At 34.6% G+C, this 24,563-nt stretch carries 16 protein-coding genes; 13 read left to right on the top strand and 3 right to left on the bottom strand.

Annotated features, from left to right (window positions below; all coding sequences use genetic code 11):
• Positions 1-49: 49 nt before the first annotated feature.
• The 12 genes from ACXAFV_RS02030 (at position 50) to ACXAFV_RS02085 (ending at position 19,701) form a co-directional block, all read left to right on the top strand.
• The gene (locus tag ACXAFV_RS02030; RefSeq protein WP_475124087.1) at positions 50-229 is read left to right on the top strand and encodes a hypothetical protein; all 180 of its coding nucleotides are present in this window, start codon (positions 50-52) and stop codon (positions 227-229) included.
• A 3-nt stretch (positions 230-232) separates the two neighbouring features.
• Positions 233-1,603 carry a recombinase family protein gene (locus ACXAFV_RS02035; protein WP_475124088.1) on the top strand — a complete coding sequence of 457 codons (1,371 nt, stop codon included), beginning with the start codon at positions 233-235 and terminating at the stop codon, positions 1,601-1,603.
• A 2-nt stretch (positions 1,604-1,605) separates the two neighbouring features.
• A complete protein-coding gene (locus tag ACXAFV_RS02040; protein WP_475124090.1) occupies positions 1,606-3,165 on the top strand; it encodes a recombinase family protein in 1,560 nt (519 codons plus the stop codon).
• Positions 3,166-3,398: 233 nt separating this feature from the next.
• Entirely contained in the window at positions 3,399-3,587 is a 189-nt protein-coding gene (locus ACXAFV_RS02045) for a hypothetical protein (protein WP_475124091.1), read from the top strand.
• 128 nt (positions 3,588-3,715) lie between these two features.
• Positions 3,716-4,048, top strand: a complete 333-nt coding sequence (locus ACXAFV_RS02050; RefSeq protein ID WP_475124092.1) for a recombinase family protein — start codon at positions 3,716-3,718, stop codon at positions 4,046-4,048.
• Between the two features lie 246 nt (positions 4,049-4,294).
• A complete protein-coding gene (locus ACXAFV_RS02055; protein ID WP_475124093.1) occupies positions 4,295-4,471 on the top strand; it encodes a hypothetical protein in 177 nt (58 codons plus the stop codon).
• Positions 4,468-5,967, top strand: coding sequence for a recombinase family protein (locus ACXAFV_RS02060; protein ID WP_475124094.1), 1,500 nt, complete (start codon positions 4,468-4,470; stop codon positions 5,965-5,967). The genes ACXAFV_RS02055 and ACXAFV_RS02060 overlap by 4 nt, the downstream gene beginning before the upstream one ends.
• Before the next feature lie 420 nt (positions 5,968-6,387).
• The gene (locus ACXAFV_RS02065; protein ID WP_475124096.1) at positions 6,388-8,172 is read left to right on the top strand and encodes a type I restriction-modification system subunit M; all 1,785 of its coding nucleotides are present in this window, start codon (positions 6,388-6,390) and stop codon (positions 8,170-8,172) included.
• Positions 8,165-9,424: a restriction endonuclease subunit S gene (locus tag ACXAFV_RS02070; RefSeq protein WP_475124098.1), complete on the top strand. Its 1,260-nt coding sequence runs from the start codon at positions 8,165-8,167 to the stop codon at positions 9,422-9,424. The genes ACXAFV_RS02065 and ACXAFV_RS02070 overlap by 8 nt, the downstream gene beginning before the upstream one ends.
• 13 nt (positions 9,425-9,437) lie before the next feature.
• A complete protein-coding gene (locus ACXAFV_RS02075; protein WP_475124099.1) occupies positions 9,438-12,452 on the top strand; it encodes a type I restriction endonuclease subunit R in 3,015 nt (1,004 codons plus the stop codon).
• A 213-nt stretch (positions 12,453-12,665) separates the two neighbouring features.
• Positions 12,666-18,569 carry an ATP-binding protein gene (locus ACXAFV_RS02080; protein WP_475124101.1) on the top strand — a complete coding sequence of 1,968 codons (5,904 nt, stop codon included), beginning with the start codon at positions 12,666-12,668 and terminating at the stop codon, positions 18,567-18,569.
• Between the two features lie 151 nt (positions 18,570-18,720).
• Complete coding sequence (locus ACXAFV_RS02085) at positions 18,721-19,701, top strand: Gfo/Idh/MocA family protein (RefSeq protein WP_475124103.1); 981 nt, start codon at positions 18,721-18,723, stop codon at positions 19,699-19,701.
• Between the two features lie 490 nt (positions 19,702-20,191).
• Here the strand turns inward: ACXAFV_RS02085 and ACXAFV_RS02090 are convergent, their stop codons facing one another.
• Entirely contained in the window at positions 20,192-21,373 is a 1,182-nt protein-coding gene (locus tag ACXAFV_RS02090; RefSeq protein ID WP_475124104.1) for an MFS transporter, read from the bottom strand.
• An 82-nt stretch (positions 21,374-21,455) separates the two neighbouring features.
• Here ACXAFV_RS02090 and yeiL point away from each other — a divergent pair, with 82 nt between their 5' ends.
• Positions 21,456-22,127, top strand: coding sequence for a transcriptional regulator YeiL (gene yeiL / locus ACXAFV_RS02095; RefSeq protein WP_475124105.1), 672 nt, complete (start codon positions 21,456-21,458; stop codon positions 22,125-22,127).
• 146 nt (positions 22,128-22,273) lie between these two features.
• Here yeiL and ACXAFV_RS02100 read toward each other — a convergent pair whose 3' ends face one another.
• Both ACXAFV_RS02100 and cuyB read right to left on the bottom strand, forming a co-directional pair.
• Entirely contained in the window at positions 22,274-23,596 is a 1,323-nt protein-coding gene (locus ACXAFV_RS02100) for a YheC/YheD family endospore coat-associated protein (protein ID WP_475124106.1), read from the bottom strand.
• A 47-nt stretch (positions 23,597-23,643) separates the two neighbouring features.
• Complete coding sequence (gene cuyB, locus ACXAFV_RS02105) at positions 23,644-24,327, bottom strand: cysteate racemase (protein ID WP_475124107.1); 684 nt, start codon at positions 24,325-24,327, stop codon at positions 23,644-23,646.
• Positions 24,328-24,563: the final 236 nt, after the last annotated feature.

Consider the following 24,563-nt stretch of genomic DNA (forward strand, 5'->3'; position numbering starts at 1 on the left):
CACCTCCTGTCAAGTATGGATATATCAAATACTTGGAGGAGATGAACACATGTCAAAATCAAGGATCACGAAGATTACTTACTCACAAGATCTTTCAGCAGAATCTGCTGTGTGGGTGCAAAAGCTAGTTACAAAACTGTTAATCAATGAATTAGACATTGATTGCTCTGTTAAGGCAAAGCTTCTTCACTCAGCTGATAAAAGATTCAGATACAAAGGAGGTAAATAATTTTTGCAGAGAAAACTGGTTGCCGTCTACTTGCGAGTTAGTTCAAGCTCGCAGAATTTACGCGAACAAAAAGATGCCGCAAAAAAGTTTTTAAAGACGAGAAACATAAATGAGGATGATGTGATCTTTCTCGAAGATTTTAGTGTTTCTGCAACAAAAAACGATGCAAACAATCGTCCTGCCTATAAGAAATTGCAACAATTAATAAGAGAAGGCAGAGTTGCTTTACTTATTGTTTATGCTCGTGACAGAGTTCAACGGAACTTTTATGAAGCCTCTGAGTTCAATGAACTTGTTAATATTTTTGGTGTAGAAGTTGTATATACTGCTTCAAATGAAGCTCCCTTCAACAAAAATTCCAGTATTGAGAATTTCTACGGGATATTCAGTCAGCAGGAAGCTAAGAACATCGGAAGACGTAGCCATGATGCCATTAAAAGATATCCAGGGGAAGTCATTGGCTTCAAACGCATTAACGAACCACTAGAGAATGGTCGTACAAAAGTACGATTCTTGCTGGATAATGATCGAAGTATTGTTATTAAATCGCTATTTGAAGAGTTTAGTCAGATTATAACAAGAGAAGAGTTTGTTAATGTCTTAGCTAAGTACGGAAAAAAGCTTAGTGGACATGCTACCGTAATGAAAATTTTACAAAGGCCATTCTACTCTGCGTACTGTCTCACTGATTATGGCTATGATGAACTCAACCATGTAGAAGCACTCATTTCACTGAAGCTGTTTGAAAAAGTCCAGGCAATTCTTAATCAATTTATTGACGAATACCAGGAAACAGTTTCACGAGCAAAAGACAAGGTGTTACTCAACCCCATTTGTGGAGTTTGCAATAAAAAAATGGTATTCAAAAAGTTCCTGGACAAACCTTCTTACTTTGTATGTAGTTCCCGCCATAAGAAAGTGGTTGTCGAAGTAGATGAGTTCAATAAGATTATTGAAGAAACAATCATAAAAGAAACAGAGTTATTTGTTATAGAAGAGTATGAATCTATTTTTAAGATGCACCTTCGTGGAATAACAGATAATCTGGTTCATCGTAAACAACATAAAGAACATCTACTTAACAAATCCATGTTGTCTGTAGCTAGTAATTTTAACTCCAAGCACGAGAAGTTGAAGCTGGTAATTCAAAGAACACATGCTGAAATTGATGAAATAGATCATGAAATCACGTTATTACAATCATTAAGAAATGAAATAAAAACAATTTCTCAAATTGTACAACCTGCTCTTGGAAGTTTAACAAAAACCGAAAAAGAAACTTTAATAGAGCTCCTGATTAAAGTTGTTAAGGTTCATCAAGATTATTTTGAAGTAGATCTTTACTCATTAGTCAAAGAGAAAGGAGTTAGATAAAAGTGGTGAAAAACCTTATACCAGCTGTAGGTTACTTGAGAAATTCAGACAATAAGCAAAAAGATAATCATTCTGAAGAAATTCAAAAAAGAATGATCACTGAGAAGGCGAAACAAGAAGGTTATGAAATCATTAGATGGAGATTCGATGAAGCTGTAAGTGGATTTCGTAAGAGAGCATCTAAACGAAAGAATATGCAGTTACTACTCGAAGATGCAAAAGAAGTAGATGCAATATTCTTCTATGATGAGTCTCGTTTAACACGCAAAATTTATGACTTTCAGCGTGAAATTTATCTTCCTCTTAAGGAACAATTTCCAAAGATAAAATTCTATAGCTCTGAATCATCTAGTGGTGAATGGGATCCAAACGATCCTCTAGTCCAAGCAAAGTTGGTTTTTGCTGCTGAAGAATCCAATATAAAATCTAAGCGAGCAAAAGATGCACAACTCAGCATTATCGCAAATAATGATTCTGACAAACCAATCCGCCCAGGTACAAGAACACCGGTTGGATATGATTTAGTCGAAGGTCTATTAATACCAAACGCTGATTCCCCAATTGTTACTAAGATATTTGACATGGCATCTTGGGGCTATTCGAATGGGAAAATTGCAGATGTATTAAATGCCGAGAATGTTAAAACAAAGCATATAAGCCAATGGCATAGCAGTACGATCGATTACATCCTAAAGAATATTGTATATGCAGGTCACCTTAGTTGGTCTGTAAAGCAGATCCAATCACCCTTGAATAAAAGAAATAACGGAGATTTAGAGGCATTCAAAGATGTACATGATCCTATCATATCTCCTGTCATGTTTTCTGTTGTTACACAAGTTAAAAGCTATAAGAAAAGATACGGCAAACTAGAGACACCATTTTTACTTAGGAACCTCTTATATTGCAGCCAATGTAACACAGCGTTCAGGACAAAAGACAATTCGCCTAAAGGCAAAGAAGGGAAATATCGAGTGTATCGATGTCATAATTGCAAAATGAATATTAACGCCGATGACATTCATGAAGAAGTAAAATCTGATCTGTCAAAGAAATGGACATCAAATCTGCATCAAATGATAGACGAAAGTAAGTCTGCCCTAACAGATTGGATGAAAACATTAAGAGCTTGGAAAAAATCAGTAGAACAAACGGAAGAGAGAATTCTCTTTAATGAACGAATGCTAGGCCAAAAAGAAGATCAAGAATACATTGCAACTATCTTCAAGAGCTCTAAAGATTTAATAAATGAAGAAAAGCGTAAAATTAACCAGGCAATCGAAAAAATCGATTTACTGAACAATGACATGGCATTGCTTGAGGTATATTCTCATTTCAAAAAAGCAGATATTTCCTCGTTATCAAATAATGAATTAAGGGTATTGTGCTTAACTTTCATAGATGATATCCAGTTATCTTATAGTAGAGATAATGATTTCACACTCTCTATAAATTATAGGCTAAACCCTTTCGTTGAGATTGAAACAAGCACTGGTCAAATAACCGAAGAGTTATTAAAGCAACTGCCTGAAAAACCGAAAGACCTGAAATTGAAAAAATAAACTAAAACATCCTATCTCCAAAATCCCTTGATATCAAGGGATTTTGGAGAGGGTCTATCGGTGAAGTAACCACAAAAGGATACTTTTCCGGTTGTAAAATCGAACTTGTTATTTACTTTATGGTCAAAAAACCGAAATTTTAAACGGTATTGAATAATCTTTTAAAAAATTTATCGCTTATGTTCGCCATTAGAACAAGCCCCAATTATCATAGGGTGTAAGGAGGTATTCGAATGTATAATTCTTTATCAGAAACAAGAAAACTTAAACCAGCAGTTGGCTATATAAGGGTAGCAACTAAGGAACAACTTGTACAAATTCATCATGCTAGGGTTAAACCCCTTCTGGAAACCAAGTATGATTATCAAAACCTCCCAAGGGTTCGTGGTCTAATTATGGAAGAGTATTTAAAAAAATTCTAGGGAGGCTCGAAGATAATAATATATGAACAAAATTCCAACTCACTTCAACCTGCAGTTGATGATCCTCTAATCTGAGGGTTTCGGGTTCCACAGATAAAACAGTAGATTACTGAAAGGATGAACTCACAATGAATAACGAAGTAGAGAGTGTCTTATATATTCGCTCAGCTAATAACGCTAAGGAATCCTTAGAATTACAAAGGTTAATGGGGGAAAAGTTTGACAAGGACAATTCCATGTCATTGAGCATTATAGGAGATACTCATGCATCAGGAAACACCCCTGTGCGAGAATTAGCTGGCTTACGGAATCTTTTATATTTAATAGAAATTGGAATGATTAAAACTGTTCTCGTTAGCTGCTTAACCAGAATTAGTCGAGATGTAAAGGACGTACTTTATTTCCAAGCATTCCTAAGAAATCACAATGCAAAACTTATTGTATTATCTGATGAGCAATAACAGAGATTATTAACACTAAGAGGGATGTCATAAAATAGTAAAGACACTCTTTAACCAAATGGAATTTTAATAAAGAGTTACAAAACTTAAACTATGCGGAAGCACCGCTAACGATGTATTTGAAGAAAATCTATTTCTTTTCTTTAAATATTGTTAGCGGTGCTTTTTTGTCTAAATGAACACTGATTCAGTCATAAATCTTTGCTGAAGAATTCTAGAGAATAACAATTTAAAGAGGTGCTGTATATGAAGAAAAACATACCGGTTGATTACAACCAACATTATAGATCAGTTTTAACGATTGAAAAAGATTTGGAGAAGGTTAAGGCTTCAGACTTTTTACACAACTTCGCGGATTTAATAATAAAATATTCGAGCCACATAGAAGAGCAACTTAAAAAAGAAAGTGAGGAATTACAATGAAGAAGAAAAGAGCGGTAGGGTATAAACGGAGAAGTCCAAGGTCGGAAAAAGACTTTGGGAACACATCCTTGGAAAAACAAGAAGATGAGATAATTAAGTATTGCATGCAGAATGATATCGAACTAGTTGATGTTTACAAAGATGATCTAAAGTCGGGTAGTTCATTCAAAGGTAGGGACGGATTTATTGAAATGTATAGCCGAGTTTTAGATGATTATGAAGAAATAGATTACATAATTGTCTACAAGCAAGACAGATTATCCCGTGATTCGTTGGATACATTGTATTTTATGAAACAACTTAATGCAGTTGACAAACATATCATATCAATAGCCGACCGTATAAATACAGAGGATCCGACGGCAAAGATTCTTGTTCATGTTTTGTCATTAGTTGCTGAATTGGAAAGGGAATTCATCTCATTTCGGACGAATTCCGGAATGGAAAAAAGAGCTGAAGATGGAGAGTTTTTAGGTGGAAAAGTCTTTGGGTATGAAGTAATAAATAAGAAATTATCAATACTGCCTGAGGAAGCGAAGGTTGTCAGATATATATTTGAAAAATGTGCTTCGGAAAAGTGGGGTTACAAAAAGATTGCTGCTAACCTTAATTTACAAGGTATAAGGACTAAAAATAAAAATCAATGGACAGTTAATGCAATAAAAACTGTGTTACAGAATCAGCAGTATATAGGTAATTCTAAATGGCGAGGGAAACTTAGAAAAGGGCAACATACTCCAATCATTGAAAAGTCATTGTGGGACGAAGCAAGAAAGGTAATGCAAGCAAGAAGTTATACACCTAGAAAGATACATCCAGGCTCCTATCCTCTTAGTGGAATACTTAAATGTCCTCAATGTGGGGGATCTATGGTTCAAGGGAATAGTAGTCAGAAATACAAGTATTACCAATGCAATAAAAATAAAAATAGTGGGAGTAGTGTCTGTTCTTCCAATCTCATTAAAAAGGAGTATGCTGAGGGGGTTGTACTTAAGGATTTTCTGCATCAGCTCAAAAGAAAAGTATCTCCCTCAACTGTTTACTCAGTAACACAGTCAATATTAGGCTATGAATTAAATCCTTTGGAGAAAGAAGCTAGTAAACTAAAAAAACAGGTAGGAAGGTTAGAAAGAGAGATGTTGAAAATAATGGAGCACTCTAGTGACACCTCCCTTAATCTAGATGCCGATATGATAAAGTCCCAGTTAGCAGCAAAGCAAGATGAATTAAACAAGATAAAATCAGCACTTTCAGAAATTACTTTGCAAGTAGAATTAAAACAAAACGAAGCCATAGTAGATATTATAGAATTTTCTATTAAAAACTTTGAAGATTTCTACCTTACACTCTCTGATGATGAGAAGAAGATGTTTTTTCACTCCGTGATAAAAGAAATTCACGTTGTTAAAGGGAAGAAAACAAGGGATCGTCGTATAAAGGAGGTTAAGTATCATTTTAATTTTGAGGACATAAATTACTTAATAGCGAAGTATTAAGTAAAGCCTGTTTTCTAATATATTGAGGTTTTTAAATAATGAAAATAAGCTTTAAGGGACTTTATTTTATAATGTTGATATAGAGGGGTTTGTTGATGGTGGAAGGTGTATCCTTCCACCATCAACTTTATTTATTGAAGCCACAGATGACTTCATCGGCAAATGGTTAAAAGTTTCATACTTCTTTTTCCACACCGGAACTACTTTCCGTACATTTGTTCATTATAGTATTATACGAGATTGGAATAATATCTTGCGAAAACAGGCTGATTTTTGAATAAGTTAAAGGTGGATTTTTGGTTTAAACTAAATTGCTTAAAAGGTTACTAGTTATCACTAATAAACTATTCCCCTAATTTTTACATATGATAAAATTAATATAGTTAATAGTTGCAGTAGTTGAGAAGGGAAGAAGTTATAATGACAGAAAATCAACGAAATACACAAACATCAATTAATGTACAAAAACAAGCCAATTTAATATGGAACGTTGCAGATATATTAAGAGGTCTATACAAGCCACATGAATATGGAAAAGTAATTTTACCTATGACTGTAATTAAACGTCTTCACGACACGTTATTACCAACACGTGAAAAAGTATTAAAGGCTTCAGAACAGTATAAAGAAATGAACGATTCATTCCGTCATCGTTTCTTAACGCAAGCATCGGGTTACTCATTTTACAACACGAGCGTATATACATTTGATACGCTGCTTGCAGACCCAACAAATATCGAAACAAATTTCCGAACTTATTTAAATAGCTTCTCAGATAACATGCTAGATATTTTGGCTAACTTTAAATTTGATGTTGAGATTTCTACATTAGCTGAAAATGATGCGCTATTTCACGTCATTCAAGAATTTAATAAAAAAGAATCATATCTAGGTCCAGATAAAGTAACAAGTACAGATATGGGATATATTTTCGAGGAATTGGTTCGTAAGTTTTCTGAGAGTTATAACGAAGAAGCCGGGGAGCATTTCACCAGTCGAGATATTATCTATTTAATGACAGATTTATTATTAATTGAAGATAGAGATACGTTAACTGGAGAAGATATCGTAAAAACGGTGTATGACCAAACAATGGGAACTTCACAAATGTTATCAGCAATGCAAGAACGCATTCAGGATTTTAACGAAAATGCAGAAGTAAGGACATATGGACAAGAATTAAATTCAGAAACATATGCTATTGCCAAAGCAGATACCATGATTCGTGGAGGTAATCCAGACAATATGGCATTAGGAAGTACTCTTTCAAATGATCAATTTGAAGGGTATGAATTTGATTACTGTATTTCCAACCCACCTTTTGGTAGTGATTGGAAAAGAGATCAAAAGGCGGTAAAAGATGAGTATGCTTTAGGTGAAAAGGGACGTTTTGGTGTTGGGCTTCCGAAAATAAGTGATGGTCAATTATTGTTTCAGTTAAATGGTATTTCAAAGTTAAAGAAGACAGGAAGAATGGCGATCATTCATAATGGTTCTGCATTATTTTCAGGTAGTGCAGGTGGTGGAGAAAGTAGTATTCGTCAATATGTCATTGAAAATGATTGGTTGGAAGCGATTGTTCAATTACCGAATGACTTGTTTTATAACACCGGGATTTCTACATACGTATGGGTCATTACGAAAAATAAATCGACCGAACGTGAAGGAAAGGTACAACTAATAGATGCATCAAAAATGTATGAAAAACGAAGAAAAAACATTGGTGAAAAACGTGTCGATATTTCTGAAGAATGTAGAAACGTGATCGTACACGCATATGGTGAATTTGATAATAAGGAATATAGATTGGATGAAAAAGTAGTAGAGTCTAAGATTTTTGATAATGAGGATTTTGGTTATACACGAGTTACGGTTGAAAGGCCACATTGTGATGAAGATGGAAATATCATCTTAAAGAAAAATAAACCTGTAGCAGATCCGAAATTACGTGATACAGAAGATATTCCATTAAAAGAAGATATTGATGCTTACTTTAAACGTGAAGTACTATCGTTTAATTCAGATGCATGGATAGACCGAAAAAAAGATAAAGTTGGTTATGAGGTTCCATTTACAAAATTGTTTTATAAATATACCCCACCTGAACCTTCTGACGTAATTGCCGAGCGGATAAAAAAAATCGAAGAATCGATCGTTGCAAACTTCCAAGCTTTATCTGGCAAGGATGTGAGTAACGTTGAGTAATGTAATGAAGGATTCAGGTGTGAAGTGGATTAAAGAAACACCAAGAGGTTGGAAGTCAATGAGGTTAAGTAACTTAATAAGAATAATTAATGGACAATCACCAGATGGAGAGACGGTAGCAAATAATCAGAGAGATAATTCAATAGAATTCCATCAAGGTAAAACTTTTTTCTTTAACAGGGAATTGAAAAAATCAAACCTTTACACTACTGGCGCACGTCAGGTAGTACGTGGGAAAACTATACTTATGTCTGTTCGAGCGCCTGTGGGCGATGTTGTAATGACTGATAGGGAAATTGCTCTTGGCAGGGGACTTTTGGGTATAAAGGTGAAGAAACTAATAGAATTAGAATTTCTATATTATACCCTAATTGCTCATAAAGAAAATCTGTTATCGTTTGTAACAGGTACTACCTTTGAATCAATAACTAGTGGAGTTTTTAAAAAAGTATTTATAAGTTTACCTAATATAAAGAAACAAAAGGAAATAGTAAGTATCTTAAACAATAAAGTAGAACATATAGAAAACATTACTTTAAACACTAAACAATCCATCGAAGAATTAAAAAAATATAAGCAAACTATCATTACTGAAGCAGTTACAAAAGGATTAGATCCAAATGTGGAAATGAAATTTAGCGATATTGATTGGATTGAAAAGATACCAAAGCATTGGAATGAAATTAAAATAAAGTATGTATTAAATGAGAAGAATGAGAAAAGTGTTACAGGTGAAGAAGAGCCACTTTCCATGTCACAAAAATACGGAATTATTCCAAGTAAAAATATGGATGTCATACCAAATCCTTCAGCAAATTATATTGGGAGTAGAGTTGTTGAGAAAAATGATTTAGTTTTTAATAAACTAAAAGCACATTTAGGAGTTTTTGATGTATCAAAATACTATGGCATAGTTAGTCCTGATTATGCTGTTTATCAAACTAAAAATCAAAATAACATTAACATTGAGTACTTAAATTATTTATTTAAAACCCCATTAATGATTGGTGAGTTCATAAAGAATTCAAGAGGGGTAGGCTCAGGGTTAACGAGATTATATACAAATGAATTTTTTAACATCAAAATACCTATTCCCATTATTAACGAGCAAAGTCAAATAGTTTTTTATTTAAATAATCAAGTTAATAAAATTGACAACTTAATTCAAGATAAAGAAAAAGTTATCGTTGAACTTCAAAAATACAAGAGTTCACTGATATTTGAATATGTAACAGGTAAAAAAGAAATGTGAGGGGGGTTGGGATTTGCTTGAAAACCAAGAAGAGCGTTTTGAAAGAGATATTGAGACCAGTTTAACAAATAAAGGTGGCTGGGAGTCGGTCGCTTTTAAAGATACAAACTATGCTCCACAACAAGGGTTAGATGCTTCTGTCCTACTGTCTTTTATTCGCGAAACACAACAAAAAGCATGGAAGCGATACGAAAAGATTTACCGTTCTGATGCTGAAACAAAGTTTCTAAAGCGATTTAATGAAGAAGTAAATGCACATGGTCTTTTGTATGTACTTCGAAAAGGAATTAAAGATCGTGGTGTTTCTTTTAAAGTTGTTTATTTTCGACCTGTTTCTTCTTTGAGCTATGAAAATATTAAGCAATTTGAATCCAATCGTTTTCAATGTATCCGCCAGTTTGCTTATAGTAGTAAAAACCGAAACACAATCGATATGGTACTAGCTGTAAACGGTATTCCTCTTGTTGCTTTAGAATTAAAAAATCAGTATACCGGACAAAATGTTGAACATGCAAAAGTACAATTTGAAAATGATCGTGATCCGAGTGAAATTGTATTTCAATTTAATAAACGATTTCTAGTGTATTTTGCTGTTGACCATTTCGAAGTACATATGACTACCAAATTAGAAAAGAACAAAACATACTTCTTACCATTTAATCAAGGATCAAATGGAGCGGGAGAAGTAGGTGGAAAAGGGAATCCACATAATTTAGCTGGATATCCTACAGCCTATTTATGGGAGCAAGTTTTACATCGAAATCAGCTCATGGATATTTTGGAGCGATTCATGAATTTTGAAGTGAAAAAGGATATATTAATTTTTCCACGCTATCATCAATTAGATGTAGTAAATAAATTAGTACAAGATGTGGGAGAACATGGCTTAGGGAAAAACTATCTAATTCAACATTCTGCTGGGTCAGGAAAATCTAATAGTATAGCATGGCTTGCTTATCATTTAGCATCCTTACACGATAGAGATAACAATCCAATTTATTCGTCTATTATAATCGTGACAGACCGGACAGTGTTAGATCGACAGCTACAAGACACGATTACAAGTTTTGAACATACTACAGGACAAGTAGAAACAATTGGTGATAATAAATCGTCTCAAGACTTGAAGGATGCAATTAACGATAAAAAGAAAATCATTATTACTACACTACAAAAGTTCCCAGTCATTTATCAGGAAATCGATGCTGTAGAAGGAAGAAGGTTTGCAGTAATAGTCGATGAAGCACATTCTTCGCAAACTGGAAGAAGCGCACAAAAGTTAAAAGAAGCACTTGCAGATAAAGAAGCATCTCTCAAAGAATATCAAGAAATAGAAGAAGATATTGAAAGTCAAACACTAGATGATCAAGATCAACTTGTGCAAACGCTATTATCACAAGGACAACATCTAAATTTAAGCTTTTTTGCTTTCACGGCTACTCCTAAAGAGAAAACGGTGGAAATGTTCGGTACAAAACAAGCTGATGGGAGTTTTAGACCGTTCCATATTTATAGCATGAGACAAGCTATTGAAGAAGGTTTTATTTTAGACGTGTTAAAAAACTATATGACCTATAAAACTTCATATCGCATTGCAAAAGAAATTGAAGAAAATCCTGAGCTGCCAAAAACAGAAGCTGTACGAGCAATTGCACGTTATCAATCGTTTCATCCTTGGGTATTAAGGCAAAAAACCGAAGTTATGATTGAACAGTTTAGAGCAGTAACTAAAAAAGCTATTGGTGGCAGGGCAAAAGCAATGATCGTTACCCCGTCACGTCTTCATGCTGTTCGGTATATGAAAGAATTTAAAGATTACATTAAAGAGAAAGGCTATACAGACCTTGATGTTCTCGTGGCTTTTTCAGGTTCAGTTACTGATGACGATAATGAATATACAGAGCCGAATATGAACGTCACAAAAGATGGTGAGCGGGTTAAAGAGAATCAATTAAAAGAAACATTCCATGGGGATGACTTTAATTTATTGATAGTAGCAGAGAAATACCAAACTGGTTTTGATGAGCCGCTACTTCATACAATGTTTGTCGATAAAAAATTACGTGGAGTTAAGGCAGTACAGACACTTTCTCGATTAAATAGAACTATGCAAGGAAAAAAAGATACATTTATCTTAGATTTTGTTAATACTGAGGAAGAAATATTAGACGCGTTCCAGCCTTTTTACGAAGCAACAACGCTAAAAGAGGAAGTGAATCTAAATTTAATTTACGATACGCAAAGTAAATTACGTAAATTTGCCCTTTATAATAATGATGACATAGCAGAAGTAATGAAACTGGTGAAACAAGCTCAAAAGAAACAAGATGCACGTTTATTAGGTCGCTTGTCCAGTTTATTCAAGCCTGTCATTCAGCGTTACGAAGACTTGCCAGAAGATACACAATATGAATTTAGAGTAACATTACGTAACTTCGGTAAATGGTATAACTATGTCGCGCAGCTAGATCGTACATTTGATATGGAATTATTAGAAGAAAATATTTATACGAGTTATCTATTGAAATTTATCCCGAAAGAAAACCGTGAGAAAGTGGATATTGCAGATAAAGTGAAGCTGGAATATTATAAGCTTCAAAAGGACTTTGAAGGCGAAATCATGCTTGTTGCTGAAAATGAAAAGGGTGGCGAATTAAAACATCCTGAAGAATTTAATGCAAACTTAAAACCAGCTGATGAGCGTGATTCGTTAGAACAGATTGTTCATCGAATTAACGAGCGATTCCCAGATGATTTTTCACCACAAGATCGCGTAATTGTGGAAACCTTACACAAGGCGTTTACTCAAGAAGTGGATGCGAAAATAGTAAACATGGCCAAAAATAATAGCCAAGAAATGTTCGAAAATAGCTTGTTTAAAGATATATTCCTTGATCGAGTAATGGATGAGTACACTAAGAATTCAGAAGCCTACCAAAAATTAATTGGAGCTGACGATTCATACTTTAAAACTGTCTATGCATATATTGCTGCGGATGTTTATAAGACATTGCGGTCGGAATTATAGCGTGGAAATATATTGGTAACCAAATCAAAAGATAAATATAGAATAATACAGCGAATGTCAGTCATTTCTAGAGAAGTTAGTAAAGGAACTTACGAATGGCTGACTTTTTTTCTGAAGAAAAAGCTAGCGATGAAATTAAGAAAGAGATTCCAATTAAAGAGTTTGGATTTTGGATGGTGAAGTAGAATAAAAACCAATCTTAGAGGTGATAAAATGTCAACGCCGGGAATTGGAGATCCATACTGGTACGAATGGTACGTGGGCTTGCAAAGAGTTATAGAAATGATTAATCCGGATAGCAATATATCATATGTGATTTTTCAATCAGATATTCATAATACGATTGATGATGTAGTTGTTGGAATTGGCAATATTGAAGAAGTATGTTTTCAAGTTAAGCATGAAGTTGGAGATGCTGGAAAGGGAAACCTTACATTTTCAAAATTAATAGAAACAACTACTAGGGAAAATGGAAGTACCAAGATTAGTTTAATAAAGTCATTAGCTAGTGGTTGGAAAGAAGCTAGGGATAATGGGGGTAAGATTATTACACCCGTTTTATATACCAATAGAAATTTAGGAGTGAATAGAACAACACGAACATTTGATGGTGAGAAGTATAGTGCTTTCCCTTTAAAGGAATTTATCCAAGTAATGAAGTCATATATAGAACAATCAAAATCAATAGTAGAAATCGATAAATTAATTGATGATAAAGATTTAGGAATGCAGTGGAATGAATTTAAATCATCAATAGGTGAGAAATTCTTAGAATTAGGTTTTTTAAAATCAGTTGTAATAAGAAGTGATGAAGGCTCATTAGAGGAATTAGAAAATTCTATGCTTATATCCCTACAAGATACATTTAATTGTAATTCAATGGTTGCGAAAGGCTTGTTTGATAAGCTTTGTTCTAATCTCAGAATTTGGGCAACTACTAGAAGAGGAGATAAAGTACAAGTAACCCTAGAGGATGTTTATGATGCTCTATCACTAAGCTTTGACATAGAGCATGGAGAGCATGAGTTACCTTTTCCAACGCCATTTTTTAAAAGCCGTGAAGAATTTGCTGATAATGTAATTAAGAATATAAAGGAAATGGATCGGAAAGTAGTTTGGATATCCGGTGATCCGGGAAGTGGTAAAACTAGCCTTATAAGTTATTTACAATTAAATCATAATCTTTTTAATGCTAGATATCATACTTTTAAACCTATTTCTCCTGAACAAAGATTTTACGATATTGATTCAGGTTTATGTAAGCCAGAATCTTTATGGAATGATTTATTAATTCAATTAAGAAGATACTTTAAAGGAGAATTAAAAAAATATAATGTTCCAATTACTAACGCATTATGTTCAGTAGAACAAATGAGAAAAGAAGTTATTCGTTTAGCTGAAATTTTATATAAAAAAACATCTGAAAAAGTAATTATTTGTATTGATGGTATTGATCATGCAGCGAGAGCAAATAATGAGATAACTTTTTTACATAGTTTATTCAGTCCGGACGAAATTCCAAAAGGTGTTGTATTTGTAATTGTGGGTCAACCAGCTCAATTATATGATCAATATCCGCTTTGGATAAAAGCAAGTACAGAAAATGTGGAACATTTACAGGTGCCACCTCTGTTTAAAGAAGATATTAAAGAATTAATAGAACAAAAAGGCATAAAGCTCAATATAGATATTAATACCTTATCTGAATTTATTTATAATAAAACCCTTGGGAATAATTTATCAGTAGCATTTGCAATCGAGGAAGCTAGATACTGTACTACACTTGATGACTTCAAAAGAATATTAGATGAAAAATATGTGAGTAGTGATATTACAAATTACTATAGTCACATATGGAGGTATGTAACAAATTATTTGAATAAAAAGAACTTAGGATTTCCTTTTCCAGATAAAGTAGTATCAAGTGCGATTATTTTATTGAATGGAAGAGTCAATTCCGAGATATTAAGTAAAGCATTAAAGATGAATTTACAAAAAGATGATTGGGACGAATTATTAGACCTACTATTTCCTTTAGTACAGAAAATGAGTAATGATGAATATGCATTATTTCATAATGACTTTAGAGTTTTCTTAATGGCTAATAATAGTAGCGGTCCTAAGTATAGAAGTATCGCCTTGCAATTAGCTGAATATTTTATGAGGGATAATTATAGTCTATCAAGCTTAAATAACTTAATACCCTTATTAATCAGTTCCGGTAGGAAAGATTTAATATCAGAAGTTTTTAATGTAGATTATGTAATTCACTCTTTGGCTAATGGATTGTCAAAGAGGGAGTTGCAAGAATATGGATCCTTGGCTTACCAATCTGCAATTGATTCTAGGGATTGGGAAAGATATCATAATGTCTATCTTGCAATAAACACAATGTACCAGCATGATCGTTATTATGAGTATTATGAAAAGGAATATAAAATTAAAGATAAATCTTATGTGAAGAACATTAGCTCTTATGAGTTAAAAGCAGAAGATTTAAGGCTAGAAAGTCTAGAAAACTATCTATTCATGTTGAAATTTTGTTTAGATTTATTATCTTATGATGATCCCGTATCTTATTCTAGAGCAAGTTCAACTTTTAATCTATGGATGAAGGATTTCACACCGTCATCATTTATTGGAACAGTTCTCTCTGAGGGAAAAAGTGTTTTATGGGATCAAAACTTGCTAGATGAAATAATAACTAATTGGGCAAATTTAGCTATTGAATTTAACAAGGATTTTACTAAAATCGACAAATCTAAACAAACAGACGATGAAATAAGCCTTTCTATACTATTTAATGATACTTACTTTGAAAAGTTAATTAAAATGAATGAAACCGATAAAGCGCTTGAAGTTATTTATAATGGTGGTGTTTCTTACAGCTGTATTGAAAAGAATCTAATGAAAATTTTATTTAATAATCAGATTGATAAATATAATAAGATTTTAGTAAGAATAGCTGAAGAAAGAGAACCTTCAAATGATGTCTTATTAGCCCATGTTTGCTTAATAATTGATAATCAGAAACCACCAGTAATAGATTTGAAAGAGTTAGATAAGATTAAATATATTACGAATGACACTAGTTTTAGAGCTATACTTTTATCAATTATAATAGGATACCAAGAGTTTAATAATGATATTTTAGCGGGACTTGGACTTATTTATGACTTAATACGGGATGTTGAAAAAAGAGATGCAGATAAAGACTTCCGATATTTGAGGAATTTAACTCGTCATGGCTTTTTAATGGGTAGAGCTCTAAGAGAGTTCAATAATGATAAAAATACAAAAACTAATACCAGAGATCTATTAATAAAAAGTTATAGGGACTTTTTTGAGTATTGGACCAGAGGAGTAAGAACCTTTAATTATAATGAAGGATTTAAGGTGCTGTTGTATATATCATTAAACCAAAATAATCTTTTAAAAACAATCGAAGATGACTACCTAAACAACTTATTAAGAACACACTTATTTGATAGAAATCTATTAGGAATGCATTATAAAACTATTATCTTGGACTTTTTAATTAAAAATGAAAAAAATGATACAGTACAAGAATACTTATTAAAATTATACGGGGAAAATGGCGAAAAGCTTTTTATAGAAAGTAATTATGAAGAAATGCATGAGTGCTTTAAGAAATTTGGAGAAGTTGTAGTTCCTGAATTAACGAATGAGATTGATAAGAAGATACAATGGGATGTTGTTAGCTATGTAGATCACAAGGAATATGCTCTATGGCCGCTACTAACTTATTTTAAAAAAATTATTAAACAATTTCCTCATGAATGGCTGTCTAGAGGTCTAGAACTATATCAGTTATCTAGCATAGCAGATATAAAAGGGAGTAATAGAGCCTCAGATGATATAAAAAAAGAAATAGCTTCAGCTGCAGTAAAATGTGGAATTAATGATATATGGAAGTTAAGGCAGCACGATGAAGAGTTTCGGTTTTCGCTAGATATAATGTATGGTCAGCTATTTGAGATGGTGGAAAACTCAACAGATATTGAGGAAATAATTTCGATTTGGATGTTAAGTTGTGGAACGTTATCTTGGTACAACAATAATGACAGGATAGGATTAAAGAATATTTATTTTAAATGTTTAAACAAGGGGAAAAAAATAGAAGCTGGTGAAATAGAGAGTATATTAGCCCGACTATCACCAGAACACGTAAAAATTGCCCTAAATCAAGAAAATAAGCATGATTATAAAGTACGAAACCAAGATGAATTTAGTCAAAAGAGAAGATTAGAGAGAGGGAATTTAAAATCAAGCCTAGCTGAAATGAAAACAGAAGAGATTGTTCACTTTTTGGAATCTGAACAGGATCCATTTATGAAGTGGGATTCTATTAATATTGCGTGGGATATAATCGACAAGCGCGATGAGATCTCTAAAAATATAGCTTCAAAGTTTACAGAAATCACTCTAACTAGACTAGAAAATTATGCTTGGGAACAGTCCGGATGTACAAATATTGTTGAAAAACTTTTAGAAGTATTTGAAGAGGATATTTTGTGGGTTTTAGCTGACTATAATAAAAAAAATTTAGATGATAACGACCAATACTATACTTGTAGTTCTAATATGGAATTTTTATTACGATATGCTGGTAATTTGTTATCTACTGATTTTTTTAAATTAATGTTTGATAAGGGACTGGAATGTCATTATAAATGGCTCACTGGATGTGGTCATTTGAATTTTAGTAGAGAGTTAATAAACTCATCAATTAGTAGTTTACTTCTTCCCAAAAATGTTACGGAATTAACTTGTAATATTTTTATGGAACAAATTTTATCTAGGAATATCCATAGAATTGAAATCTGCTTACAAGGTTTACAACTACTTGTTGAAAGATATCCAGATTTATTCAAATTCATGTTGGATTCATGGGAGCTATATACCGATGAGCAAAGAGAATATCTTTTATTAATGTCGGAAAGATGGTCTCAAGAAAATATTGAAGGATTTGATGTTATATATCCTTGTATAGAGAAAGAATATTTTGAGACTAATGATTTATCTAAAAAGATACAATTATTTACAATAATAAAAAATGTAAAAGATATAGAAATTCAATACACAGCAAACGGGATTGATTACGAGCTTCCTAGTAATCCGCCAATGGTATTTAGTGATTCTAATGTAAGTTTTTCAGCAAGGAGATTTTTAAGCATAATGGAAGATATTACTTATGTGTCTAATGATGATATTAGTTATTTTTTGCAGACCGAGAAGACAATAAAACGCCAAAACCCCTCTGTAAATATAGGAGGTAGACCGGGCGATTCTATGCTTTACCCACAATCTGATAGTGAGTTAGACATGAAGGTACTATATGCGGAAGAAAAAAAGGGGAGATGGAGAAATGTCCCTTTATCTATAAAAGCCCAAGTTTTATTAAATACAGATGATGCTTGGGTAATTTCAAAAATACCACAGGTTACTTATGATAAAGAATGGGATATAGAGAACGAACTTAAAAAATTTGCGGAAGAAAGTACTGTATCAAAAAGCAAGCCTTATTTAAATGAAATTTTAGAAAAAAATGTGCCTGAAGATAAATACGTTATAGGTGGGATAGTATGGTATCCAATCGGCAGTAGAGATGGAATTGTTTATACCGAAACAGCAAAAATAGTAAATAATAATGTATTAGTTAAGGACTTATCAATAACAAAATCTTTAAATACGGGTGGTCTAGTCTCGTCGTGTATTTCAAAGGGGAAAGAAATGTTTATTATTGAAGAAGAATTCTTGGAGAGTACAGGAGTCTGCTTTACGAATGAACTTGTAGGAACTAGTGTTTTTATATATGGAAATACTATGATGTATCCTTCACCTATTTTAATAGATTTATTTAATATTAACCCTTCAAGTGAAAATTCATTAATCTGGGTAAATAAATGTAATGAAATGGTTTTACAATTTGAACGTTTTACTTCTCCGAATAGAGAAGCTATGCACCAAAATTACTTTAGGCAACCATTAATGTGTAGATGGCTAGGTGATAAAGAAAAAATAGATGATTTGTGTCGTAAATATGGATTAACTTATTATAAGACGAATAAAGTACAAAATATGCCGAATTTATAAAAGGTATAAACTAGATGTATCTTAGAAAAGTTGAAGACACTGGAATTATTACTCCAGTGTCTATTTTTGCCTCTTAAATAACCACGGTGAACCGTATCATAAATAGACAAGCCAAGCAGAAAAAATAAGATTTATGAGGAGGAATCCACCCGTGAAATACAATAAAGTCCGATGGGGAATCATCGGCTGCGGCGATGTAACGGAAAAGAAGAGCGGTCCTGCTTTTCAAAAGGTTGAACACTCGGAACTTGTTGCGGTCATGCGAAGAACGGGTGAGCTGGCGAGGGATTATGCAGAAAGACATCAGGTCCCCAAGTGGTACGATGACGCGGATGCATTGATTAACGACCCTGAGGTGGATGCAGTTTATATCGCAACGCCGCCGGGCTCACATAAGGAATATACGCTGAAGGCAGCCGCAGCGGGGAAACCTGTTTATGTGGAGAAGCCGATGGCGCACAACACAGAGGAATGCAGCGAGATGGTGGCTGCCTGTAAAGAGGCTGGGGTTCCTTTATATGTGGCTTACTATCGCCGGGCACAGGAGCGGTTTTTGAAAATAAAAGAGTTACTGGATCAAAAGGCGATTGGAGACGTTCGTTTTGTCTCTTCGACTCAGTATCAAAAAGCGGGGGACGACGTGAAGGATTCAGACCATCTTCCGTGGCGGGTGCAGCCTGAAATAGCCGGTGGCGGCTTGTTCTTTGATCTGGCGAGCCATACCCTCGATATTCTCGATTTCCTGCTCGGGCCGATCCAGGAAGCAAAAGGCTTTTCTTCGAATCAAGCCGGCTATTATGAGGCGGAGGATATCGTGACGGGTACATATCAGTTTCAATCCGGCATTCATGGGGTTGGAAAATGGTGTTTCACGGCTTTTGAAGATGTGGATATGAATGAGATTGTCGGAAGTGAAGGAAAGATCAGCTTTTCTACATTTGGGGATGACCCCATCATCTTGACGACCCGTGAAGAACAGCAGCAATGGAGTTTCGAACGTCCAGAGCATGTCCACCAGCCGCTAATAGCGACGATTGTCAAAGAGTTAACCGCCGGCGTCAATCGGTGTCCCAGCACCGGAGAAAGTGGCGCAAGAACCAACCACGTGATGGATGAGATCGTCGGGAAGTAGAGGATCTGGTGAAGAAATGTGGTGAGGTTGCTGTGATAGCGCAGCGAGTCCCTCTAGTTTGCTAGCAAATAAAAGGCTGGAATATAAGTGATGTTACCTAAGTAAAACCCGAATCAATTTGTTAACTATCTAGCAAATTGATGCGGGTTTTTAGTTAAATATTAGCTCTTTCCAGCGGTTGATTGGAGTGCAAGACGAAGACTCCTGCCGGAGAAGTGACTAATGTGAGACTTGTCTAGCTGCGGAGCTTAGAGGCACATGTCATAAGTCGAATCGACCAAGAAGGCAAAGAACGCCTTCGTGGACGATTCGCCTTATGCCAACCGCCTCTGAACAAAGCCCCTCCGCTTTTCTTCCCGCAGGAGCAACGCGACGAGGAGGCTCACGGGTCACCCTCGAAAAGCGAAGTCTTGCACGGAAATCAAAAGCGGTGTTAGAAAGTGTTATTAGGGTCTAGTTCCAGCTACTTTCTTTAAACATGCCAAATAAATCAACGTGCTTCAGCAGACAACAAAACTTCCTTTTCCACTTCCGATTTCCGATACACAAGAGCAATAAACATCGCCGGCAGGCTGCAGGCAAGCATTCCGATGAAGGCATATCTTGGCTCAATTTCATATAAGAACCCTCCGAATATCGTAAACACTGCCGTGCTCCAGCTAAGTGCAAAGGCTGAATACATGCCTTGAGCTTTTGGGATATGTGTATGCGGAATGTTCGTTGTTAAGTATTTCATAAAAGCATAGTGTCCCATCGCAAACGAAAATGCATGCAGCGTCTGGGCAATACAAAACACCACAACGTTTGGAAACGAAAACACCAATACCCACCGAAGAGAAGAACCGGCTGCAGCTAACGCTAATAAGGTTCCTGGTGAGAAACGATTAAAGCGTTTATCAGCAATTGAAAAAAAGATAATTTCTGCAATGACGGCAATATTAATGATGACGCCGATGAGATAGATGGGTGCATGGATCTCTTGTAAAAAGATGTAGCCATAGTTGTAATAGGTTGCGTGGGCTGCTTGAAGAAGCACCACAATAAATAGGACTACCAGGAAATGTTTCGTCTTGAATAGATCAAAGATATTGACCTTTATGGATTGATTTACTTGCGGTTTCTTCGTTAAAATCTCCGGGCCATTCGTTAAGCTGAGAGCAACAAAGCAGCTGATCCCAAGCAGTAGTGCCCAAAAAATAACGTCATCCCCAAACATCCCTGTAAAAACCGTTAACAATATTCCTACGGAGACGAATCCTATAGATCCCCACTGGCGGCTTTTCCCATATTGCTTCAATTGCTTACTTTGCACAAGAACGCCGGCAACGCTGTCTAAAGCGGGCATCAAGGTCGGGTAAAAGATGTGCAGTACAACGGTTACGACTAGTAAGGCGGTAAACGAGTCAGCCGGGATATAGCAGATTATCGCGACCAGTGTACCAATTCCTGCGATGTTCAAGAGTGCCTTATTACTGACCCTTTCTAGTAAATAAGGAAAAGCAAATAGTGTAGAAAGGCCCCTCGCCACTAAACCGATACTCATGATTAAACTCACTTCTGAGACCGAAATGCCCTTCGTTTGTATCATCCACCCTGACCAATAAGGCAGAAAGATTCCCCATGTCAAAAAGAAACTAAAAAAATGTGTACTCATCCAACGTTGTGTATTCATTTGTATCCTCCTTTATCAATCGCATGATATCATGGGAATAAAGAAGATTAATATGAGATATCTCATATTTTCGAGGTGGAAGATGGAAATTTATATAGGTGAGAAAAAGCGGTTATATCTAGAAAATCACTCAATCGCTCGTCGATTTTCTTTTCAAATTGAAGAATATCTTGAAGTGAGGGAATATAAACGGGATGAATGGATCATTCAAGAAGGAAAAAGACCGGATTACTTATTTTATGTGACAGAAGGAAAGGCAAAAATATATGTCACGCATCAAAATGGGAAAGTATCGCTTATTAACTTTATCAATGCGAATGATTATATAGGTGAGATGGAATTACTGAACGATGTGTACTATACAAAAGGAATTCAAGCATCCACAAAAACAGTCTGTTTTGCTATGCCTTTTTCCAAGTACCGAACCAAACTGCTTGAAGACACAAAATTCCTTCGTGAATTAACAAAATTCTTGAGTCTGAAAGCAACGTTAATGGCAGCCAAGTATTCACAGAGCCTTGCTTTTCCGTTGGAAAACAGGCTTGCAGACTTTATTTTACAGACGTCCGATAAAGGAGTTTACCTGGAAAAGCACGTCATCGTTTGTGATTATTTAGGCGTCTCTTACCGCCACCTGCTGCATGTACTGACACAGTTTTGTGAAAAGGGGTATTTGCAAAAAGAAGGCAGGAATTATCGGATTAAAAAGCAGCATGCTTTGTATGAGCTTGCCGAAGCGATAAAGAATAAATAAATGTTGATTTCATGAGTTTATGACATCTGATATGTTTAGATACAAAAGGTGAACCTTACCTTATAGTAAATGTAGTTTTATATATACAAAGAGTTAAAAGAGACTGTCTCTTAATAGTAGAGACAGTCTCTTTTAACTCTATCGCATCAAAATCCTGCCAGCGCCCTGGCATATTCAAACGGAGTTGGAAGTATATAAGGCAAAACCCGGCGCTCATCCGTGGTTCTGTTCGCTTTCCTTTCTGCAGCATAATTCGGCTGCATTTCTAATACCCACACCTTGCCCTGTTTATCTAATATGAAATCAAAAGCAACATCCCCGAGGTGTACTTCTTCATTCTCCATCACGTTTAAAATATTCATACACAATTGGGTGATTTCAACTATTTTGAGTTTCATTTGATCTTCACTTAAATGATATATTTCCTTAAGAGCTGCTTCTCCTGGTAGTACTTTCTCTCTGTTACTTGAATTTGAGATTACACTTCCAACCTTTGCTACTTTCGTTTCCATGCCTGAATATTTCCAGTTTTTCGTTTCATCTTTTTGAAGGTATAGTCGGAAGTCGATTTTTTTCCCTGTGTGGGTAAAAGGGATTTCCTGTTGAATGATGTATTTACTATTTTTCATTATGCTTGATTGTAATCTCTCTTCTAAATTCTCCAGGGATTCGATTAGAAGCTTATCTCCAGTTGTATTTGATAATAAATATCCTTTATTCGCTTTTTTTATCTGAAGAATCCCCTTGCCTCTGCTTAAGGAGGCAGGTTTCAAAAAGACGGATTCATATTTTGCAAGCATGTGAACCAGACTTTCCAGCCCGTTATATTTTCTTGTAATAGGTAAATGCTCTCTTATAGAAGGTATTTTGGACATGTTGAGCCAAAAAGAATATTTATTGTCATTGCGATATGGATAGTTAAATATATTTTCACCTATATGCTTTTTAAAGTGTCTATAGATGTCTGGATTCATAGGAGAACGATTGTAGATGGCAGAAGGATAAGGAAAATTTCCTTTAATGAATCTGTTTGTAGTTGGTTCGTAATAATATCCGGTAACCGTATTATTAGATTGATTAATCGTTTTACTATTAAAAATATAAATTAACCCCTTAATCTTGTCATAATTTGAAAACCGTAACTTGGCGGTCTCTTTCTTAGGATTGAACCAAGGTGTTTCCAAAAAACCAATAACTGGACCCAAGAATAAATGATTTTCATTAAAGTAGGATTCATATGGGAGATCGGGGATAGATATGTTTTCGTTCAAGCAGGATGGGAGGTTGATTTGATTTAGTTTCAGATTATGATCGATTTCAATCGTAAGTTCTTTTTTGAATTCACCAAAATTTAGTATGATGGAGTTTGACTCAATGTTTAGTCGTTTTAATGTTTCTTCATTCATATGAGTATAAAGTGGATCAAGCTCCTTATCAATATGGACTGAACAGATAAGCTGTTTTTTCATCGCTTATGCAGCTCCCTTATATGTTGTCATGATTTTATAAATAGTAACTATTTTGCTTTTTGCACGGCCAATTTTGCCAGTAATAGAGTTGGATCGACCATCTTCATATCTGCTTTGAATAAGTGAAACAATAATGGTATTTCAGTGCATCCGCCTATGATCACGGAAATTCCGATTTCTTTATAGACATGTAAGATCCTGTTAAGCTCGTTTACATACTGATTAGATGAAATCTTTCCCAATTTAACCTCTTTAATGGCGTTATCAATGATATGTTGTTCTTCTTTCAAAGGGGTGATGATTTCATAAGGGGTTTGATGAAATGCTTTTTGATATAATCTGTTATTTATGGTTGTTTCAGTAGCGAGTAAGAGGATTTTTTTATTGGCAGAGTCTTCTTCTTCTATAAGTATTGATTCCACAGTGGTTTCAATTATGCTATAGAATGGTACTTGAATGGCTGCTTTTATTTGTTCCAGCCATATATGGGCTGCGTTACAGGGCATAATAATGAAATCTGCACCTGCCTTTTCCAATAATATGGCAGATTTGATTAGCTTGGGTAATGGCTGCGATTGCTGCGTTCGAGGAGGGATTTTAGGGTTATTGTAGATAATAATGCGATGATGTTCTTGTTCGGTTTGTACAGGAGTGTTTAAGATAATTTTACTGTATAAGTCCAAAGTTGCCGCTGGACCCATTCCCCCAAGGATCCCTATGGTTTTGGACATTTACTTCTCTCCTTAATGGAACGTAATGACAATGATCTTGCTAATAGTAATAATATGTTTATAGTAGAGTTGTAGTGTGGACTTATCATGAGTTTTATATACTTAGGAAAATACAAGCCAAAAATGAAACAAGTTATAAATAAGACTTGTTTCATTTTTGGTTTGTTCTATTCTTGCCTAAGAAATGTTTTTCGGTTACGTTTGCTTTCTTTAGATACCGTGTATTTTCAACATTT

Source organism: Rossellomorea sp. ABR4_012 (assembly GCF_056159545.1).